We start from the raw sequence: 19,091 nt of genomic DNA on the forward strand, positions 1-19,091 counted from the left end.
CACAAATAGATTTATGGCAAAATTAATTCAGTTGTTTTGTTTAATTTTGTCAAAGTTTTAACTTAAAACGACATGAACCCTCACGACACGATTGCAATTGACGAACTGGAAAAACCTTATTTTGTATGGTTTGAAGAAAACTGGCGGCATGATGATATTCTTCATTCTCATCAAAAAGGCCAGTTGGTGTATGTAGAAAGTGGATTTCAGTACATTACGATGGACGGAAAAATCTATCTGCTTCCGCAAAATCATGCCGCATGGATTCCTCCCGGGGTTATTCATAAAACCAATTCCCATTCCGAAAAAATAAAACTGATGATTATGTTTGCGAATGTAGAACAAGATAGTGCTTTTCATCGCGAGATTAGTGTTTTTTCAGTACCTCCTGTATTGAAGGAAATGATAAGATATGCGGAGAAATGGTCAAAATTAACATCAACGGACCCTGATGAAATCCTGTTCCTGAAAGCTCTTTTCAATGAGCTGCCTCAATTTGTAGAGCATTCATTAAAACTCCATATCGGGCTTCCCGAAGACAAACGGCTGTCTGATGCGGTGGGCTATATTCATAATCATTATCAGGAAGATATAAGAATGGAAGATCTAAGTGACATTTCTTTGCTTTCTTTACGCACTATAGAACGCATTTTTAAAAAAGAAACAGGAACGACCCTGAGTAAATATCAACAGGTTCTGCGGATTATCAAAAGTCTGGAACTGCTAAGCTCCGGAGATCTTACCATTTCAGAAATAGCCTATGCTGTAGGCTATAAAAGTGTACAGGCTTTTACAAGAAGCTTTCAGTCTGTCATGAAATTCAGACCTACAGATTTTATAAAGACCATTAAATAAAAAATCTCCGGGGTGGCCGGAGATTATAATCTGTAGTGAATTGAATATATTCCTAGAACTTGAATACACAGCCGCAAACGCTCATTTTGCCTTCTACAACTGTAGTCCACTGGCCGTTCCATGTTCCTCCGTAAGAGGCGCATATGGAAGGACACACTTCTTTCGCATCTTCGTTGCTCCAGATAGGTCCCGCTAAAACGTCCAGGGTGTATTCTGTGCTTCCCGATGGTTGTGTATCGAATTCAACTTCGATAACGCTCATCTGACCTTCAACAATGGTGCTCCATTGTCCGGTGAATTTTCCTAAATGAGCCGCGGCAATACGGCCTCCTAATCTCTGTGCTTCGTCATTGCTCCAAAGCGGACCTGCAATGATGTTGATTTTGAATGTTGACATGGTGTAATGTTTTAAGTTGTTTAACATTACAAATTTGTCACTTTAAAGGGAAGTATGGTAGAGTAGAAAGCACTAAATTAATAATTCCGTATTTCCACCTAAGCATTCCATAAACATGTTGAATTTTAATATATGAACCCAATAAACAATTACGAATGCGTATAATTAAAAAGGTCCCCTAAAGGAGGAGACCTTAAAAAAACACAAATGATGAAAAAAAATTATTTCGATCCACAAATATAGATAATTTTATATCATAAAAAACATAATTTTGATATAAATTTTAAAAAATTATTAATTCCAGTTAAAAATAATGAATTGAGTCATTCTTATGTTTCTTTCATTATTTTATAATTGTATTTCTACAATAAGAGAAAAATGTACGGAAACGAAGAGTACGAGGATATTTCTACGACCTGGGAAAAATTCAGATTAGAAATTGATCAAAAATCCTTTGTAAGAAAATGAGGAATTTGAAATAAAGGTTAATAAAATATTTTACCGTTTTGTATTCTTACCGTTTTTTCTTTTTCCATCTTTTTGACAACCCGGATAACGGTTTCTACACATAAACCCGTAAGAGAAGCCAGCTGCTGTCTGGTAAAAGGAAACTGGTAAGAATATTTGCTGGTGTACTGATTATAAGATTTAAGACTTTCCATGACCCGTTTTACCTTTGTGCCAGGATCAGGTGCCGAAATATTATTCAGCATCACATGCCTGTAATACATTCTTTCAGCAGTATAGAGGTAAAGCTTTTCAAAAAGTTGAGGAGAGTTCCTGATAAGCTCGAGAAATTTAACTTTCTCCATTCTTATGATTTCGCAGCCGGACATGGCTACAGCATTCACAGGATAGGCTTTATCAATGAACAAGGAACTTTCCGCAATACAATGCCCGTCAAAAGGGATACTGTGAATGATTTCCCGCCCGTCCTCGTGATAGTTGTTGATTTTTACCGTTCCGGTTTTGATCTGAAAATAATATTTAGGCATGTCACCCTCTTTAAAAATAATCTCATTCACGGTATACTTGATCAGCTCAGCTCCTGAGGAAAGCAAAAATTCTTCATCAATTATCATAGGTATATGCATCTGTTCTGTATTCTGGGCGGCTATAAAGCATAAGTTTTACCTGTTTTCAATAAATCCGGTTTATGCTCTTTTAAATTTTCAGCCAAAAATAAATATTACTTTATAAAAACAAGGTAAAATAAACAAACTTTAACAAATTGATATTAAAAACAATGCTAACATGATTCCAGTCATAAAATGTATCCTCCCTTCTGTTTAATTTTGAAATCATATATATTTCCATATATCTCAATACATTACGTTTTAACATGGCCTCTCGATTGAGAGGTTTTTCAGTTTCTTTAAACATTCTGGATGATGTGAAAGAAAGATGCGGCAAAAGAATGATATTTAGCATATTTCCGATATTACAAGTGTTATTTAATGCATAGCTAATATTAAAATGATAAATTTAGGACAGTTAAAGTCCATAACGAAAGAACTTCTTTCAACACAATGAAGTATTCTGAGGCTTTAACTCATTTTAAAAGAAAGAATTTTTATCAAAATAAAATGACACATAAACCGTTACACAATTTCCATATTCCGGTGATGGGTCTGGCGTATACCATAGACAGCCCGATCCGTGTTGCCCAATATGGAATTTCTTCCGTTATTTCCATTATTGATGATGAAATCCTGGAAAAAATGAAAGACTTTTATAACAGGAAATTCAATCTGGATTATTTAGGAATTTCAACAAAAACAGAAGATTACAGAGCAAAAAGAATTACGGCTTACCTGGATATGGTAGATGATATCGTGAATGAAAAATTTGAAACTTTCAAACAGGAAATCACCAAAAATAAGGAGGCTTTAAAAAACTTTATGGCCATATTGCCCAATACTTCAGATCTGAAAAACGGGCTTCAGAATCTTATCAATCAGAAAGACAGCTTAGGATCGAGCATTAAAAATTTCATTGAATCCAATCTGACTCCGGGGAGCATTGATGTCAATATTATGACGAAAGTCGATAAAGACAACTACAAAAAAGACGAACAGCTTCCTGTGATGTTCAATGACGCTCATGCTTCGCTTCGTGGTTTTGCACAGAGCAAGTTATCTTCTTCAATGGTACTTTCTGCGGGGATGAATCCGCGCCTGTACAGCTATATTGAAGAGTTTGATGACTTTTTTCCGGATCAGAATGGTATGCTGAAAAAGAAAATTATTCTTAAAGTCAGTGATTTCCGCTCTGCTATGATTCAGGGAAATTTTCTGGCCAAAAAAGGACTGTGGATTTCAGAATACAGAATAGAGTCCGGTCTGAATTGTGGCGGTCACGCATTTGCCACAGAAGGAATGCTGCTTGGACCTATTATGGAAGAGTTTAAGCAGAAAAAAAATGAACTGATTCAGTCTGCCCATGCATTGATGATTGCTGCACTGGAACAGAAAGGAAAACATTCGGTTTCTGAGCCACTGGAGATAAAAATTACAGTTCAGGGCGGGGTAGGAACCTCTGAAGAACATGAGTTCCTGCTGGAAAACTATCATGTAGACAGCGTGGGATGGGGATCTCCTTTTCTGCTGGTTCCTGAAGCGACTTCCGTGGATACCGAAACCCGGAATCTGCTTTTAAAATCAAAGGAAAAAGATTTTTATCTGAGTAATATTTCACCTTTGGGAGTTCCTTTCAATACTGTTCGCGGAACATCCAATGAGCTTTTGAAACATCAAAAAGAAGCGGCCGGAAGATATGGAAGCTCATGTCCTAAAAAGCTGCTGGCTTTGAGCAAAGAATTTTCACCGCAGGGAACCTGTACGGCTTCTAAAAAATACCAGGATATTAAGTTGAAGGAATTGCAGGCCAATGTTGAATTGTCTGCTGAAGAAGTGAACAGAAGAAAGGCACAAATTACAGATAAAGCCTGCCTGTGTGTAGGATTGGTGAATTCCGCTTATATGGAGCAAAATCTGGAAATAAAAGGCGAAAAACAAGGCGTAGTGATATGCCCGGGACCCAATCTTGCGTTTTTTGATAAAGAAGTTTCGCTTTCGGAGATGGTAAAACATATTTATGGAAATGCCAATGTTCTTCCCGATAACCAGCGTCCTAATATGTTCATCAATGAACTGAAGATGTACGTGGATTATCTTAAAAAAGAAATTGCGAATTCTTCGGCACAGATTACTCATGCCCAGACCAAGAAGTGGAATGCATTCAAGAAAAATGTATTGGAAGGTATTGAATACTACAATCATCTGTTTCATACATCCAATTTCTTTAAAAGCGGATTGAAAACCATTGACCTGCAGCTGCAGGAATATAAACTGATGCTTACAGCCATTGAGGTTCCTCAGGTTGAAAAGTAACAGTACTTTTTTTAATTGATAGATCAAACAGCTTCCATTGCGGAGGCTGTTTTGTATTCCACGAAGTGAAAAATCATGCCATAATCAGGAAAGCAATCAGATGATTATGAATATGATATATACTGTTAATTGCATAACTTGGTATTTGTAACAAATCATTACTTTTGTTGAAATACATTTTTTATGAAATACGGTTTAATTTTTATTTTTCTGTTAAATTTCAATTTAGCATTTTCTCAAACTGCTTTTCCGACAAAACAACTGGATGACAAGCTAAATATCTTATTAAAAGAAACTTATGCACCCGGGTTTTCCATAGCCATTGTTAAAGATAACAAAGTGGTGTATAGTAAGGGATTCGGGTATAGTAATATAGAAAAAAAACAAAAAGCAGATGAAAATACTTTATTTGCGATTGGTTCCACTACTAAAGCATTTACAACCGGTTTACTCGGAATTATGGAAGCTGAACATGGGTTAAGCTTTGATGATAGTCCACGGAAATATCTGCCAAAGCTGGAGTTTTATAATGATCTGCTTAATTCCGAGCTTACCATTAAAGATCTGGTTTCTCACCGCTCAGGGCTGCCAAGGCATGATATGTCCTGGTATCTGTTTCCTACCGAAAACAGGGATAGTCTGTTGGCCCGGATAAAATACCATGAACCTTTCAAAGATATTCGTACCCAATGGTATTATAACAACTTCGGATATCTTATTCAGGGTATGATTACGGAAAAAATTACGGGTAAATCCTGGGAAGATAACATTCGGGAACGGTTTTTTATCCCTCTGGAAATGAAAAACTCCAATTTAAGCTTTGCAGAAATGAATAAGGCAAAAAATATGGCGATCGGTTATGAGTGGAAAAATATGGAGACAACCAAAGCCATGAACTATTACAATATTGCTGCTATGAGCCCCGCAGGAAGCATTAACAGCAGCGCTCTTGAGATGACCCGCTGGATACAGATCTGGCTGAATAAAGGAAAATACAAAGAAAAGCAGGTGCTGCCGGAGGCTTACGTAAAAAAAGCCATCAATCCGTTATTCATCATAAGCGGAATGCCGGATCCGAAGTTCCCTGACCAGCATCAGAACAGCTATGGATATGCCTGGTTTGTCTCTTCATACAAAGGACATTACCGTCTGGAACATGGAGGTAATATTGATGGTTTTTCAGCGAATGTTTCTCTTTTTCCTTCCGATAATATGGGCGTTGTAGTGCTTACTAACCAGAATGGGTCTATGTTACCTTCATTAGCCAGAAATATAGTTTCCGATCTCTTACTTGCCGCTAAAGAAACAGACTGGATCGCGTATCTGAAGGAAAAGCAGACCGAGGCCAAGAAAAAACTTGCAGAAACAAAGAAAACAGCAGCAGAAAGCAGAACAACTGGCACCAAACCATCACATCCACTGCAGGATTTTGCTGGAGATTATACGCATCCGGGCTACGGAACCTTTCATATTACAACAAAAAAAGATTCACTTTTTGCTCAGACTCCAAAAAACGAACTCTATTTATCACACAAACATTATGATGTCTTTATTCCAATGGAGGTTAAAAATAATGTGATAGATAAAGACGCTGATGATGATTCCAATTTTAATTTCCAGACAGATGATTCCGGTAAAATCGTTTCTATGTCTGTAAAGCTCGAACCAATGCTTGAACCACTTACATTTAAAAAGAAAGCCACAGTTACAGCTCCAAAAACAAAATAAAACAGGGTTGATGTATGGGAACATTATTAAAAAAATGGCCAGCTGCCTGTATGGTGCTTCTTATGATCGGATGCAACAAACCAGCTGAGACAAAGATGTATGATATTGTCATCCAAAATGCACGGGTCATTGATCCCGAAACTAAAACAGACAGTATACTTCAGGTAGGAATTATTGGTGACAGAATTGAGGCTGTTACCGGACAAAATCTTAAAGGAAGAACTACGGTAAATGGTGCAGGGAAAGTGCTTGCTCCCGGTTTCATAGATTTGCATGCACATGGGCAGACCAATATGGAAAATGCTTACCAGGCTTACGATGGAGTGACTACCGCTTTGGAACTTGAAGTGGGCGTAGATACCATCTCAAAGTGGCTGCAGGCCCGTCAAGGTAAAGCTGTTCTTAATTACGGGGCATCAGCCTGCCAGTTGGCTTACAGAAATCGCGTTCTAAGAAAAAATAATAAAGTATACCCTTCGATTTATGAGGAATTAACCGATAACAGTGTCAAATTTCCGGTCCCAGAAAAAGATTTTAATACCTTTGAAAAGCTTCTAAGGAAAGCAGTTACGGATGGAGTTATCGGTATTGGGGTTCCGGTTGGGTATCTGCCTAATGCTTCAGCAGAAGAAATTGGGTTTGTATATGAACTGGCAGGCAAATGGAAGATTCCGGTATTCACCCATGTTCGTGAAGGGGGAGCAATTGCTTTTCAACAGGCTATTGCCGATGCTGTTGTGAATCAGACCCAGTTACATATCTGCCATATCAACAGCATGGCGAGGAAAGATATACTGTTCTGCCTCGATTTGGTTCAAAAAGCACAATTAAGAGGTTTTCCCGTTACCACCGAATTGTATCCCTATACTGCAGGTAATACCGAGATAAGTTCAGAAATATTTAATGAAGGATGGCAGCAGCGTTTGGGATGCAGCTACGGTGATTTGCAATGGGTTGCCACCGGAGAAAGACTGACTCCTGAAACATTTAAAAAATATAGAAAAACCGGAGGCTCGGTTATCGTGCATATGCTTAAAGAAGACTGGATTAAGGCTGCTATTGCTTCTCCGGTTACAATGATTGCCAGCGATGGAGGGGATTATTCGCCTAAAGGACATCCCAGAGCTTCAGGAACTTTTTGTAAAATATTACGCCAATATGTACGGGAAGACCAACTGATAAGTCTGCCAAAAGCTATTGAAAAAATGACTCTGATGCCTGCTAAAGTTCTGGAAAAAGCAGCTCCGGATATGAAATTCAGAGGTAGAATACAGAAAGGCTGTTTTGCAGATTTAATATTGTTTGACCCCAAAAAAGTAAGGGATAATGCAACCTATGAAAACGGATTCTCCTATTCTACAGGAATGGAAAATGTGTGGATCAATGGCAAAATGCTGATTTCCAAAGGGGTCATGCTTTCTGGAGTATTTCCCGGAAAAGCCGTAAAAGGACGCATGGTAAAATAAATCAAATTTCTATAACATATTGATTTTTAATTCATAACATGTAGATGGTTTAAAATTGATTGAAGTAAGATATCATTTGTATTACTTTAATAAACGGAGTAGTTTTGTTTAGCCTTAAAAACATTCAGGAAGGTAAAAAATCTTTGTCTATCCCTGCGATAAAGGAAAGTATTTTAAAATCAATTATTGGAATCATTTCTAATCCTGAATAAGGATAAAATAAATACAGAATGAAGCATGTAACAGTAGCAGGCTGCGGTATTGCAGGTCTTACCAGTGCGATTGCCCTTCAGGAAAACGGTTGGGAAGTCTGCATATTAGCCAGAGAACGGTTCGAAAATACATTATCCGAAAAAGTAGGGGCTATCTGGTTTCCTTTTGCAATAGAACCTGCAGAAGAGGCTGCGCGATGGGGAAGTAAGTCATATCAGCGCTATTTGAAGGAACAGTTACCTGATAACGGTGTTTCATTTATTCCTTTCACCATTGTTTATAACGCATCCAGTGATACATCATGGGTGCAGAAATTACCGGAAGAAGCCGTACGCGAATCCAGCCTGGAAGAATTACCATTTGGAGCAGAAACAGCCTATGTAGCGGTTGTACCTCTTGCTGAACCTCCCATATACCTGCCTCATCTTTTTAAACGTTTTATGGCTAATGGAGGCAGATTTGAACAGAAAGAGATCACTTCTTTAAAACAGCTGAGCGATTTGGACACTTTTGTCGTAAACTGTACCGGATTGGGAGCAAAAGAAATCTGTATGGATGATGAACTCTTGCCTATGCGCGGGCAAATCCTGAGAACTGCGCGTCTTGATATACAGTCCTGCGTGAATTCAACCCAAGATGGGGCTTTAAGTTACATCATAAAAAGGAAAAACGACTGTATCATCGGAGGGACAGACTATCTTAATGACTGGAATATGAATATTGAAAGCAACGATACGGCATTAATTTTATCCAGGTTTCATGAATCGGGATTATCCTCAAAAGCACCGGAGATCCTGGAAGAAATCGTAGGGTTGCGTCCCAAAAGAAGCGAAGTCCGTTTTGCATTCGATACCCAATATCCAAACGTTTTTCACAATTACGGACATGGCGGTTCTGGTTTCACCGTGGGCTGGGGATGCGCATTGGAACTGGCAGAGATAATGACCCAACATGCTTCCAGTAATCAATGAGTTGTCAACACAAACATGGCTTGTACCTTTATTGTTCGAAAATTGGATTTAGAGACAAAACCAGGGTATTGCAAAGCTGTTGAACTTTTATGAGTTAAAATTAATCAGAATATTCCTTTAAAAGCTGTCTGTAGCTCATCAGGATAGAAGATTTTGAGATAAACCCGATAAAATCATTTTCATCACTGGTTACAGGAAGATTCCATACTCCGGTATCGTCAAAAATCTGGAGAATTTCCAATGGTTTATTTTCACGGTAAATGACTGCCGGAGGAGCTTTCATAATCTGGGCTACGGTTTGCTTACTGTCGATTTCCTTATTAAAAAGATAAGGACGGATATCATCCAGGGTAAGAATTCCTTTCAGTTTCCCAAATTCATCAATAACAGCGTAAATATTTTTGTTCCCGTTTTTTACCTGCTCAAATAATTCGGTAACAGAAGCATTTTCATTGATAGTTTCTGAATACTGATCAATAAAATCTTCCGTTCTTAAAGCAAAAAGAAGGTTTTTATCATGCTTATTGGTGAATATTTTTCCCTGATCGGCCAAAGATTTAAGTTCCGGAGAAATCGGGGAGAACCATTTTGCAATAAGATAAGAGATGATGGAAACAATCATCAGCGGAATGAAAAGATCATACCCGAAACTGGATTCGGCAATCAGGAATATAGCGGTAAGCGGGGCATAAAGTACACCGCTCATTGCTCCGGCCATTCCTACCAGAACAAGATTGGTCACGGGAACATCCGTAAACCCGATATGCTGGCAGATCAATGAAAATAGATATCCTACAGTACCCCCGGCAAAAAGAGACGGCGCAAAATTACCGCCGTTACCTCCACTGAAGATGGTGAAAGAAGTGGCAAATGCCTTTAAAAGACATACCAAAATCAAAAATATAATGATCGTCCAGTCACCAATCTCAAAATACCTGAAAAAGCTGTTTTTGATAATCGCATGGGTATTCCCGTTCGTAAATGCCTTTACCGTTTCATATCCTTCCCCGAACAGAGGTGGAAAAAGAACGCACAGCAAGGAAAGTACGACCCCTCCAAACATAGCCTTCTGCATTCTTGAAAGCTTAATTTCTTTGATAAAATGTTCTACTTTTTGGGAAATAATCACAAAATAACGGGCATATAATCCGGTAACAATCCCCAAAATAAGATAGTAGGGAACATTTCTATAATTAAAAGCCTCTCTTGTGTAAAATCTGAAAAGGATATCTTCCTGAAGAAGAACTCTGGATAAAAGACTTCCGCAGACAGCAGCAACTACAAGCGGTATGAAATCTGTAAAAACAACGCCTGTCAAAAGAATTTCAAAAGCAAACATAATTCCGGCAATCGGAGCGTTGAATGCCGAAGCAATTCCCGCAGTAGCCCCGGCAGCCAGTAAAAGTGTTCTTTCTTTATAGCTCAAACGGTAAGTCTGCGCATAGTTGGAACCGATAGCTGCTCCGGTAACCGCTATGGGGCTTTCCAGTCCGGCAGAACCTCCAAGTCCTACTGTAACCGCACTCTGAATAATCTGAGAATACATTTTCACAGAAGCCACGATGCTTGAGTTTTGTGCAATTTCATACAGAATGGCACCAATTCCTTTTCTGTCCTGTCCTTTAAATATCGTAATTACAATAGCTGTCGTCAGTACAATCCCTAAAAAAGGAAAAACAATATAGAAAAGAATCTGATATTCAAAATGAACCCTGTGCGTAATAAAATTATGGATGTTGTGAACGAGTGTTTTCAGGATTACTCCGGCAAGGCCGGCGGTACAGCCCACAAGGATTCCCGAAAGCACCAGAAACTGATTTCTGCTCAGCCTGTTGTTCAGCCAGTGGAGGATGAGTTCATAGCTGCGTGCCTTTTCCAGCCCGTAGTTTTGAAAGTCTCTTTTAAATTTTAAAAAGCTTAGATATTTTTTTTTATTGTGAATTTTCACCTGGGAACCAATTTTAAAACCGTAATGGTTTCGTAAATTTATGAAATATCTTTATAAAAATTTCACCTCAGATTGCTTAAAAATATAAAATTAGGGCTGTAAAATACTGTAATTCACTCCGTTATTTTAAATTCAAATATTTTTTTGATTTTTTTATTCTGATTCTGATTCTGGTGAATTGTAAATGCTATTAAGTGGCCAACGACTACATAAAAAGTTTTTTTGCGGAAGGAAACTCTTGCTTTACAATAGATCACAAATTATTTTTTTATACATTTAATTACTCATTAAACTTATTTCTATGATCCGTAAAATATCCATCACTCTGCTAATAATTATTTTAGTTTCTGCTGTTTTTCAATCCTGCAGCAATAAAAAAGCTGAAAATTTTCAGGAAATACTGACCAAAAAGGAAGCCCAGATGACGGCTATGCTGATTGGTGAAAAAGGTTTTGAATCCGTTAAACTGGACTATCTGATTGCCCATGATTACACAAAAGCTCTTTACATCACAGATCAGGAAGAAAAAGAATTCAATACCATTATTAAAGAGATTGAAATGGCTGATATAGAGGGAGTCCAAAAAGGAAAAGAAACCCAGCAGGCGGTTCTGAATTATTATAAAGCTCTCAAAGACCTTTTCCTTTTTTCAAGAAAAGAAATTGAGCAGGAGAAGCTGATGCGTTACAGTAAAGATGACAAAGAAATACGGGCAGCACAGGACCGGAGACTTGAATTAGGGTATGAAAAACAGGAACTTTATCAGAAAGTATTCAAAGCGGATGAGAAATTCTTTACGGTGAAAAAGCAGTTTGAAGAGGAAAATAATTTGGAATGGAGGTAAATGGGGCTGAAAGGTTAAAAAGCAAAGAAAGCTGAGAAAGCTGAGAAGGCTAATAAGTTAATTTGTAATTTTGCCTATTCACTATTCACTTTTTCCTCAAACCACTTTTGCTTTCCGCACAATCTTTGCCAGCAGAGCCGGAAAGAATCTTTTGAGATAAACACCCATAGTTTCGCGGCCGCCTATCGAAGCCTGATTTTTCTTTTTTTCTATGGCCGATAGCATTTTTTTTGCAAAAACGTCAGCCGGCATTCCATTTATTGTGGCATCATCCATTGTGCCCTGAGAAGTGCCGTTCCCGGTTACTGCATTGATTGAAATATTGGTTTGTATAAATCCGGGACAGATGAGTGTCACCACAATTTTTTTGGTAAATAATTCTGCCCGAAGCGAGTCGAAAAAGCCGTGAAGTGCATGTTTGGCCGCTGCATAACTGCTTCGCATCGGGGCTCCGAAAATGCCCATAAGACTGGTTACCGCAACAACGTGGCCGCCGCCATTCCGGATCATATAGGGGAGAACAGCCTTAGTAAGGGCTACAGTTCCTAAAAAATCAATATCCATTAAACGCTTATCGACTTCTATATCTGTATCTGTTGCCAGAGAACGCTGTGACAAACCTGCATTGTTGATCAGAATATCTATTTTTCCAAACTTTTCGATGGCTTCTGCCGCCATATCCGGCATTTTCTTATAATCTTCCAGGTCTAGGGGAAGTATAACAAAACGGCCTGCCTCCAGCCCTGCTTTTTCAGCAACCGCATACAGCTGATCTTTATTTCTTGATGAAAGAATAATTTTAGCATTACTTTTTACAGCCAGCTCATTCACCAGAGCTTCTCCAATTCCTGATGAAGCTCCGGTAATCCAGATCACTTTATCATTAAAATAACGGTTCATTTTTAATCTGTCTACAATTTTGATTCTTGATAATTGCCCCTTTTTAAAGTCGGGCAATATATTGTCCTGCTTTCATTCCCGAAAAAATACATCCTCCCAGAAATGTTCCTTCCAGAGCGCGGTAGCCATGCATTCCGCCTCCGCCAAAGCCTGCCGCTTCTCCTGCGGCATAAAGTCCTTCAATAACGGTATCATCTTCTCTTAAAACCTGTCCGTTGAGATTGGTTTTGATGCCTCCCAGTGTTTTGCGGGTAAGAATATTGAGGCGTACTGCAATCAGAGGACCGTTTTGGGGATCCAATATTTTATGTGGAGTAGCTACACGGCCCAGTTTATCTCCTAAATAATTTCGGGTATTTCGGATATAATTGACCTGGGTGTCTTTGGAATATTTGTTATCAAGCTCTCTGTCTCTGGCCTCTATCTGTGTTTTAATCTTTTCATAATTCAGAAGATGATCACCGGAAAGCTGGTTCATTCTTTCCACCAGATCTTTCAGGTTGTCTGAAACAATAAAGTCTTTTCCGTGTTCCTTAAAAGCTTCTACAGGTCCCGGGGCTTTTTTTCCAAAGATCCTTTTCAGGAAAAGAGCGTAGTCTTTATTGGTGATATCCGGGTTTTGTTCCGATCCCGAGAGGGCAAATTCTTTTTTAATGATTTTCTGGGTCAGAATAAACCATGAATAAGAAAAGCCTGTATCCTGTATATATTTCAATGTTCCAAGCGTATCAAACCCGGGAAGGAAAGGAGCGGGGAGACGGTTTCCTGTAGCATCAAACCATAGAGAAGACGGTCCGGGCAATATCCGAATACCGTGTTTGGGCCATATCGGGTTCCAGTTTTCTATACCTTCCGTATAATGCCACATCCGGTCCGGATTGATAATGTGTGCCCCGGAATTTTCTGCAATTCCTATCATTTTTCCATCCACGTAAGCCGGAACACCGCAAACCATATTTTCAGGGGCTTTTCCCAGTCTTTCCGGCCAGTTTTTCCGGACCAATTCATGATTGGCTCCTATTCCTCCTGATGCAATGATGATATGAGGGGCATGGTATTCAAACTGAGAAATGATATTTCTGTTGGTTGCGGCACCTCTTTCCTGGTTGTCGTTTTCAAGAATATCTCCTTTAAGACCTTTTATTTTTCCATGTTCTGAAATCAGTTCGGTGACTCTGTGTCTGAATTTCATTTGTAACAGCCCTTTTTCTTGGGCTTGATACGCTTTTTCCACAAAAGGCTTCACCACACCAGTCCCGGTTCCCCAGCTTACATGGAAGCGGGGTACGGAATTCCCGTGACCGGTTGCAGATCCGTCACCACGTTCTGCCCAGCCTACCATAAACATAAGCTTAATGCCCAGTTTGGAAATATAATTGTATTTTTCATGGGCTGCAAATTTCAGGTAGGCTTCTGCCCATTTTCGAGGCCAGTCATCTTCTGCACGGTCGAATCCTGCAGTACCTGTCCAGTCCTGAAGAGCCAGTTCATAAGAGTCTTTAATTCCCATTCTCCGCTGCTGGGGCGAATTGATGAGAAACAGGCCTCCGAATGACCAGAACGCCTGGCCACCTATGTTTTGCTCTGTTTCCTGATCAAGCAGGAGGACTTTCTTTCCCTTATTGGTTATTTCCATAGCAGCAGTAAGTCCTGCGAGCCCTGTACCGACAATAATGGCGTCAGGCCGGAATTTCTCTTCCATTGTATTGATTTGCTTTTGTTTGCCCTTTATTTCCCAGAATAAATATATAAATTATTTAGGCTTAAAAGGTTTAAAATATTTCAAACATAACTATGCTTATCATAGAGCTCATGGGTAAATTCATATCTTTGTTAAAAATAAAAGAATGAAATATTTGTTTTTAATGACGTGTCTGGTGTGTTCGTTTTTCAGCCAGATGTCTGCCCAGCAGAAACAGGATCCGTGGAATGAAAACCAGCTTATGGATCCGGCACTTTTAGCTTCAAAAATTACAGCGAACAAAACAAAGGATATTGTGATTATTTCTGTAGGTCCGGAAGCTATTATCAAAGGTTCTGTAGACATCGGGTCAACGCGTGAGCCGGAGAATCTTGAAAAACTCAGAAATTACCTTAAAAATATTCCCAAAGGAAAAGAGGTGATTATTTACTGCGGATGCTGTCCTTTTGTAAAATGCCCGAACATCCGTCCTGCATTCAATTTGCTGATGGAAATGGGTTTCAAAAATGCTAAACTTTTAAACCTGCCAAAAAACATCAAAGCAGACTGGCTGGATAAAGATTATCCTACAAATGACTAATATGAGAGCTTTTTTTTCTTTTTTATCCGTAATTATTCTTACCGGATTGATGACTGCACAACAGTCCAGAATTACAGTGGGACAACAGGCTCCTGATATTGTTCTGCCTCAAACGGATGGCACCTCATTTTCTCTTTCTTCTTTAAATGGTAAAGTCGTACTGATTGATTTCTGGGCGACCTGGTGTGCACCCTGTGTTGAAGAGCAGCCGGAGCTTAAAACGCTGTACAATACCTTTTCTGAGCAGGTGAAAAATAAAGAATTTGAAATTCTGGGTGTTTCTTTAGACCGAAGTAAAGAAAACTGGCAGAAAGCGATAGAACGCTTCGGGATCAACTGGATTCAGGTGAGTGATCTTAAATTTTGGAAAAGCCCTGTTGCTAAGGCCTACGAAATAGAGGAACTTCCTTTTAACGTAATTACAGACGGTCAGGGAAAGATTATTGCTAAAAATCTTCACGGAAAAGAGCTGGAAGACTTTCTTCATCAGTATTTTAATCAAAAGAAATAATATTTTCGAATATATAAGCAGGAGCGGTCATGAGTACCACTCTTTTCTTTTGGTTTTTAAAGGAAAATAAGCAGGATGTTCATAAAAAAGCCGGCTTTCAAAAGAAAACCGGCTTGATGTAAAAACTAGAGGGTTGTAGACTAATAAGCGAGTGTAATTCCTCCTCCTACGCCCATATCACTGTCATAATGCGCGCGGATGGCTACATTTTTATTGATGATATATTTCAATTCTCCCATGTATTCCATATCGGTATTGACCATAAAACCTGCTCTTATTCTTTTTGAGACAGGAATATCTTCCCGCATTAACTGCAAGCGTACAATACCGTCATGATATACTTCTGCCTGGAAATTGACCAGCATAGGTAAGGTATACATAAAACCTAAACTAATAGCTCTACGCGTATCTTTTTCATTTTTCTGACCAAATATATTTTTCTCACGTTCATCCATTCCCATCTTTCGATAGCGCCAGTCAAAGCCGATAAACGGCATAAACCACTGCATTTTTCCGATATATCTTCCCAAATGGGTTTCCACTTCATATCCGTGCATATCATTATACCCTAAACGCCATTCTGTACCTAAGCTCCATCTGGCATTCTGAAGCATGGCATCCCCATCGTTCCCATTGGTCGCAAAATCGTTCTGAATCATAAAGTGAGGCATATTGCTTTCTTTCTGTAATTCTTTGTAAGCATGCTTCTTATCAGGTAAATAAGGATTCTTATAATCATCCACTGCAAAAACGCGGTTCATTCCGGACATCATGTGGTAGAGGATATGGCAATGGAAAAACCAGTCTCCTTCTTCATTAGCCAAAAACTCGATGGTATCATTTTCCATAGGCATTACATCCAGAACATTTTTAAGAGGTGATTTTTCTCCTTTTCCGTTAATGACTCTGAAGTCAAAACCGTGTAAGTGCATGGGATGTCTCATCATAGAGTTGTTGTAAATGGTAATGCGCAGAATTTCTCCCTTTTTTACAGGTATTTTATCTGTTTCTGACAGAATTTTATTATCCATGCTCCATACATATCGGTTCATATTTCCGGTAAGGGTAAATTTTAATTCTTTTACGGGAGCATTTTTTGGAAGCGATGTGTCATAAGGAGACTGCAGCATGGCATAATTGAGGGTTTTAATGTCACCCAGCGCGTTTGCATTATAACGGTCGGAGGAATTCTCCATATCCATTTTATGCTGGCTGTGATCCTGCTTTCCTTTTGAATTTCCTGTAATTTCAGGATACATGACAACGTTCATATCCATTTGGTTCAGGCTCATTTTCATGCCCATATCATCCAGATCTCCATTCATTTTCATCATGCCATTCATCATTTTCATGCCTTCAAAATATTTCAGGCGGGGAAGGGGTGATATCAGCTGTTTGATACCATTGCCGACAAAATAGCTGGCTGACTGGGTTCTGTCTTCTGTAGTTGCTAAAAATTCATAGGATATGCCTTCTTCAGGAATGGTAACCACAATGTCATAGGTTTCTGAAACGGCAATAATCAGCCTGTCGACTTCTACAGGTTCTACATCATTACCATCATTGGCCACAACGGTTATTTTTCCTCCGGCGTATCGCAGCCAGAAGTAGGAAGAAGCGCCGCCGTTGGATATTCTTAACCTGACTTTATCACCAGCTTTTAAGGTTTTTCCGTCCACGGATTTTAAATCGGTTGTATTATTTCCGTTGATTAATATTTTATCATAATAGACATCACTTACATCCATTGCGAGCATTCGCTTCCATTCATTTTTCAATTTGGTTTTAAAATAACCTTCTTTGATGGCTTCTGCGTAGGATTGGGTGGCATTCTTTTTAATCGCGGCCCAATCGTTGGCGTTATGAAGCATCCGGTTGACATTATCGGGATTAAGATTCGTCCATTCACTTAAAACAATGGGAACGGTAGGTAAATCATCAATTCCTTTTCTGAATGTTTTGTCGTCGTTCCTTTTTTTCATGACAAAATTCCCATACATCCCGATCTGTTCCTGTAAACCGGAATGAGAATGGTACCAGTGTGTACCGTTTTGAATAATCGGAAAGCGGTAGGTATAGGTGGCACCTGGTTTAATGGGCTTTTGGGTAAGCCACGGCACACCATCTTCTTTATTGGGTAAAAATACACCGTGCCAGTGCAGGGATGTACTTTCTTTTAACTGATTATGAACTACAATTTCGGCAGTGTCTCCTTCAGTAAAAGTAAGAGTGGGCATGGGGATCTGCCCGTTAACGGCAATCGCTCTTTTCTCTTTGCCGCCGTAAGTGACTAAGGTATCTTTCACAAACAGGTCGTAACGCACCACTTTTTGTGCAAAAACGGATTGCGAATAGGACCATATAAAAAATGCACACAGCAATCTTATTGTGATATTTCTGGGTATAATCATTTTTAGTTTTTTTTAATGAAACTTATTGCTGTTCTTTCAACCAATCGGTTAAAGTTTTAATTTGCTTATCATTCAGTTTTGCATTGTTATGCATTATGGTATAGGATGATAAGGGCATTTGCTTAGTTTCTATTTGTTTCTTTATCGAGTTGAGTAATCTTTCCTGCTTTCGGTTGGAATAGGTATCCCATTCATTGAAATTCAGTTCTTCTTTTCCTTCTCTGATATGCTTTTCCACCATGTTTCTGGCAGGCTGTATATAATCATACCATACATAGTTGGTGTTGTTGCTGTGACAGTCGTAACAAGAAGTCTGAAACATCGTTTTTACCTCGGCAGACATTGTATACTTCCGCGTGAAATCGGTTTTGTAAATCTGCCCTTCGTCTGTATTGGGAGCAGGCTGGTGCCATTGAAAAGCAATAAAAATAAGCAGCAGTATCACTGGAATTATCTTTACTATTTTCTGCATGTTACCATTCTTTTTTTACAGAACCACAGGTAAGCATTTCACTGCCATAGTACGGATTTTTAATGGCTTTGGCCTCACTGATCCAAATAGCTCCTTTCCCGTCATTGTACATCGGGCAATAGCTTTCGTATAGTTTTTGGCTGGAACCGAACATAGCAATAAGATCAGAGATATCTTTACTCAATGGAACCAGATGCTCTCTTTGATGATCCAGTTTGCCTGCATTATCACCAATATGTTCTGCATTTTCTTTGGCATCCTCCGCAATTTCCATATACTCTTTGTGTTTATTTCCCGGTATGGTTTTCATATCGACCTTATTTAGAGTGGCCAACAGTTGTTTTCCTGCACTGGCAGCCGCTTTGTCATTATCCGCAACAAGTGCATTTTTTAAAGTCAGATAATCTTTAATGATCAGTGAGATGGAAAAGTTCTGGATCTGTTCTTTTGCCTCTGTTTTTTCTGATTTTTTAGATAAAGTATCGGTAGAGATATTTGAAGATGCTGAAGTGCTTTGCTGGGAATTTGAAGCAGACTGAGTATCAGACATTGCTGTTGTATCATTATTTTGTACAACACTGTCTTTATTGGGCGACTTATTGCAGGCAACGGATACGGCTGCAACGCTTACTAATGATATGATTGAGAAAACTATATTTTTCATTTGAATTATTTTTATGGTTTAAAGAATGATTGAGACG

Annotated in this window: 16 protein-coding genes; 8 read left to right on the forward strand and 8 right to left on the reverse strand. The window is 38.9% G+C overall.

Features of this window, described 5'->3' with window-relative positions:
* The first annotated feature begins 72 nt into the window (after nt 1–72).
* Nucleotides 73–855 (forward strand): helix-turn-helix domain-containing protein, encoded by a 783-nt coding sequence (locus ACM46_RS16595; protein WP_048507783.1) that lies wholly within the window; start codon nt 73–75, stop codon nt 853–855.
* A gap of 52 nt (nt 856–907) precedes the next feature.
* Here ACM46_RS16595 and ACM46_RS16600 read toward each other — a convergent pair whose 3' ends face one another.
* Nucleotides 908–1,252: a mannan-binding lectin gene (locus tag ACM46_RS16600; RefSeq protein ID WP_048507784.1), complete on the reverse strand. Its 345-nt coding sequence runs from the start codon at nt 1,250–1,252 to the stop codon at nt 908–910.
* Between the two features lie 485 nt (nt 1,253–1,737).
* Nucleotides 1,738–2,334, reverse strand: a complete 597-nt coding sequence (locus ACM46_RS16605; protein WP_048507785.1) for a Crp/Fnr family transcriptional regulator — start codon at nt 2,332–2,334, stop codon at nt 1,738–1,740.
* A gap of 504 nt (nt 2,335–2,838) precedes the next feature.
* On the opposite strand from ACM46_RS16605, the gene ACM46_RS16615 reads away from it, so the two are divergent.
* The 4 genes from ACM46_RS16615 (at nt 2,839) to ACM46_RS16630 (ending at nt 9,022) form a co-directional block, all read left to right on the forward strand.
* Nucleotides 2,839–4,644, forward strand: coding sequence for a hypothetical protein (locus ACM46_RS16615; RefSeq protein WP_048507849.1), 1,806 nt, complete (start codon nt 2,839–2,841; stop codon nt 4,642–4,644).
* Between the two features lie 183 nt (nt 4,645–4,827).
* A complete protein-coding gene (locus ACM46_RS16620; protein ID WP_053082715.1) occupies nt 4,828–6,372 on the forward strand; it encodes a serine hydrolase in 1,545 nt (514 codons plus the stop codon).
* A gap of 14 nt (nt 6,373–6,386) precedes the next feature.
* Complete coding sequence (locus ACM46_RS16625) at nt 6,387–7,838, forward strand: amidohydrolase family protein (RefSeq protein WP_048507787.1); 1,452 nt, start codon at nt 6,387–6,389, stop codon at nt 7,836–7,838.
* A 230-nt stretch (nt 7,839–8,068) separates the two neighbouring features.
* On the forward strand, nt 8,069–9,022 hold the full coding sequence (locus tag ACM46_RS16630; protein WP_048507788.1) for an FAD-dependent oxidoreductase: 954 nt from the start codon (nt 8,069–8,071) through the stop codon (nt 9,020–9,022).
* A 100-nt stretch (nt 9,023–9,122) separates the two neighbouring features.
* Here the strand turns inward: ACM46_RS16630 and ACM46_RS16635 are convergent, their stop codons facing one another.
* Complete coding sequence (locus ACM46_RS16635; protein ID WP_048507789.1) at nt 9,123–10,970, reverse strand: chloride channel protein; 1,848 nt, start codon at nt 10,968–10,970, stop codon at nt 9,123–9,125.
* 301 nt (nt 10,971–11,271) lie between these two features.
* Here ACM46_RS16635 and ACM46_RS16640 point away from each other — a divergent pair, with 301 nt between their 5' ends.
* A complete protein-coding gene (locus ACM46_RS16640) occupies nt 11,272–11,814 on the forward strand; it encodes a hypothetical protein (protein WP_048507790.1) in 543 nt (180 codons plus the stop codon).
* 96 nt (nt 11,815–11,910) lie between these two features.
* On the opposite strand, the gene ACM46_RS16645 is transcribed toward ACM46_RS16640, so the two are convergent.
* Nucleotides 11,911–12,714, reverse strand: coding sequence for an SDR family oxidoreductase (locus ACM46_RS16645; RefSeq protein ID WP_048507851.1), 804 nt, complete (start codon nt 12,712–12,714; stop codon nt 11,911–11,913).
* Nucleotides 12,715–12,757: 43 nt separating this feature from the next.
* Nucleotides 12,758–14,416: an FAD-binding dehydrogenase gene (locus ACM46_RS16650; RefSeq protein ID WP_048507791.1), complete on the reverse strand. Its 1,659-nt coding sequence runs from the start codon at nt 14,414–14,416 to the stop codon at nt 12,758–12,760.
* Between the two features lie 145 nt (nt 14,417–14,561).
* On the opposite strand from ACM46_RS16650, the gene ACM46_RS16655 reads away from it, so the two are divergent.
* Together ACM46_RS16655 and ACM46_RS16660 are read left to right on the forward strand one after the other, a co-directional pair.
* Nucleotides 14,562–14,996, forward strand: a complete 435-nt coding sequence (locus tag ACM46_RS16655; protein ID WP_053082716.1) for a rhodanese-like domain-containing protein — start codon at nt 14,562–14,564, stop codon at nt 14,994–14,996.
* A 1-nt stretch (nt 14,997) separates the two neighbouring features.
* Entirely contained in the window at nt 14,998–15,507 is a 510-nt protein-coding gene (locus ACM46_RS16660) for a TlpA family protein disulfide reductase (RefSeq protein WP_241486039.1), read from the forward strand.
* Between the two features lie 140 nt (nt 15,508–15,647).
* Here ACM46_RS16660 and ACM46_RS16665 read toward each other — a convergent pair whose 3' ends face one another.
* Genes ACM46_RS16665 through ACM46_RS16675 form a run of 3 tightly spaced genes read right to left on the reverse strand, consistent with a single transcriptional unit; the run spans nt 15,648 to nt 19,054 of the window.
* Nucleotides 15,648–17,918 (reverse strand): multicopper oxidase family protein, encoded by a 2,271-nt coding sequence (locus ACM46_RS16665; protein ID WP_048507794.1) that lies wholly within the window; start codon nt 17,916–17,918, stop codon nt 15,648–15,650.
* A gap of 22 nt (nt 17,919–17,940) precedes the next feature.
* Nucleotides 17,941–18,390 (reverse strand): heme-binding domain-containing protein, encoded by a 450-nt coding sequence (locus ACM46_RS16670; RefSeq protein ID WP_048507795.1) that lies wholly within the window; start codon nt 18,388–18,390, stop codon nt 17,941–17,943.
* Between the two features lies 1 nt (nt 18,391).
* Nucleotides 18,392–19,054 (reverse strand): DUF3347 domain-containing protein, encoded by a 663-nt coding sequence (locus ACM46_RS16675; protein ID WP_048507796.1) that lies wholly within the window; start codon nt 19,052–19,054, stop codon nt 18,392–18,394.
* Nucleotides 19,055–19,091: the final 37 nt, after the last annotated feature.

Origin of the sequence: Chryseobacterium angstadtii, from assembly GCF_001045465.1 — a bacterium.
Classification (GTDB): Bacteria; Bacteroidota; Bacteroidia; order Flavobacteriales; family Weeksellaceae; genus Chryseobacterium; species Chryseobacterium angstadtii.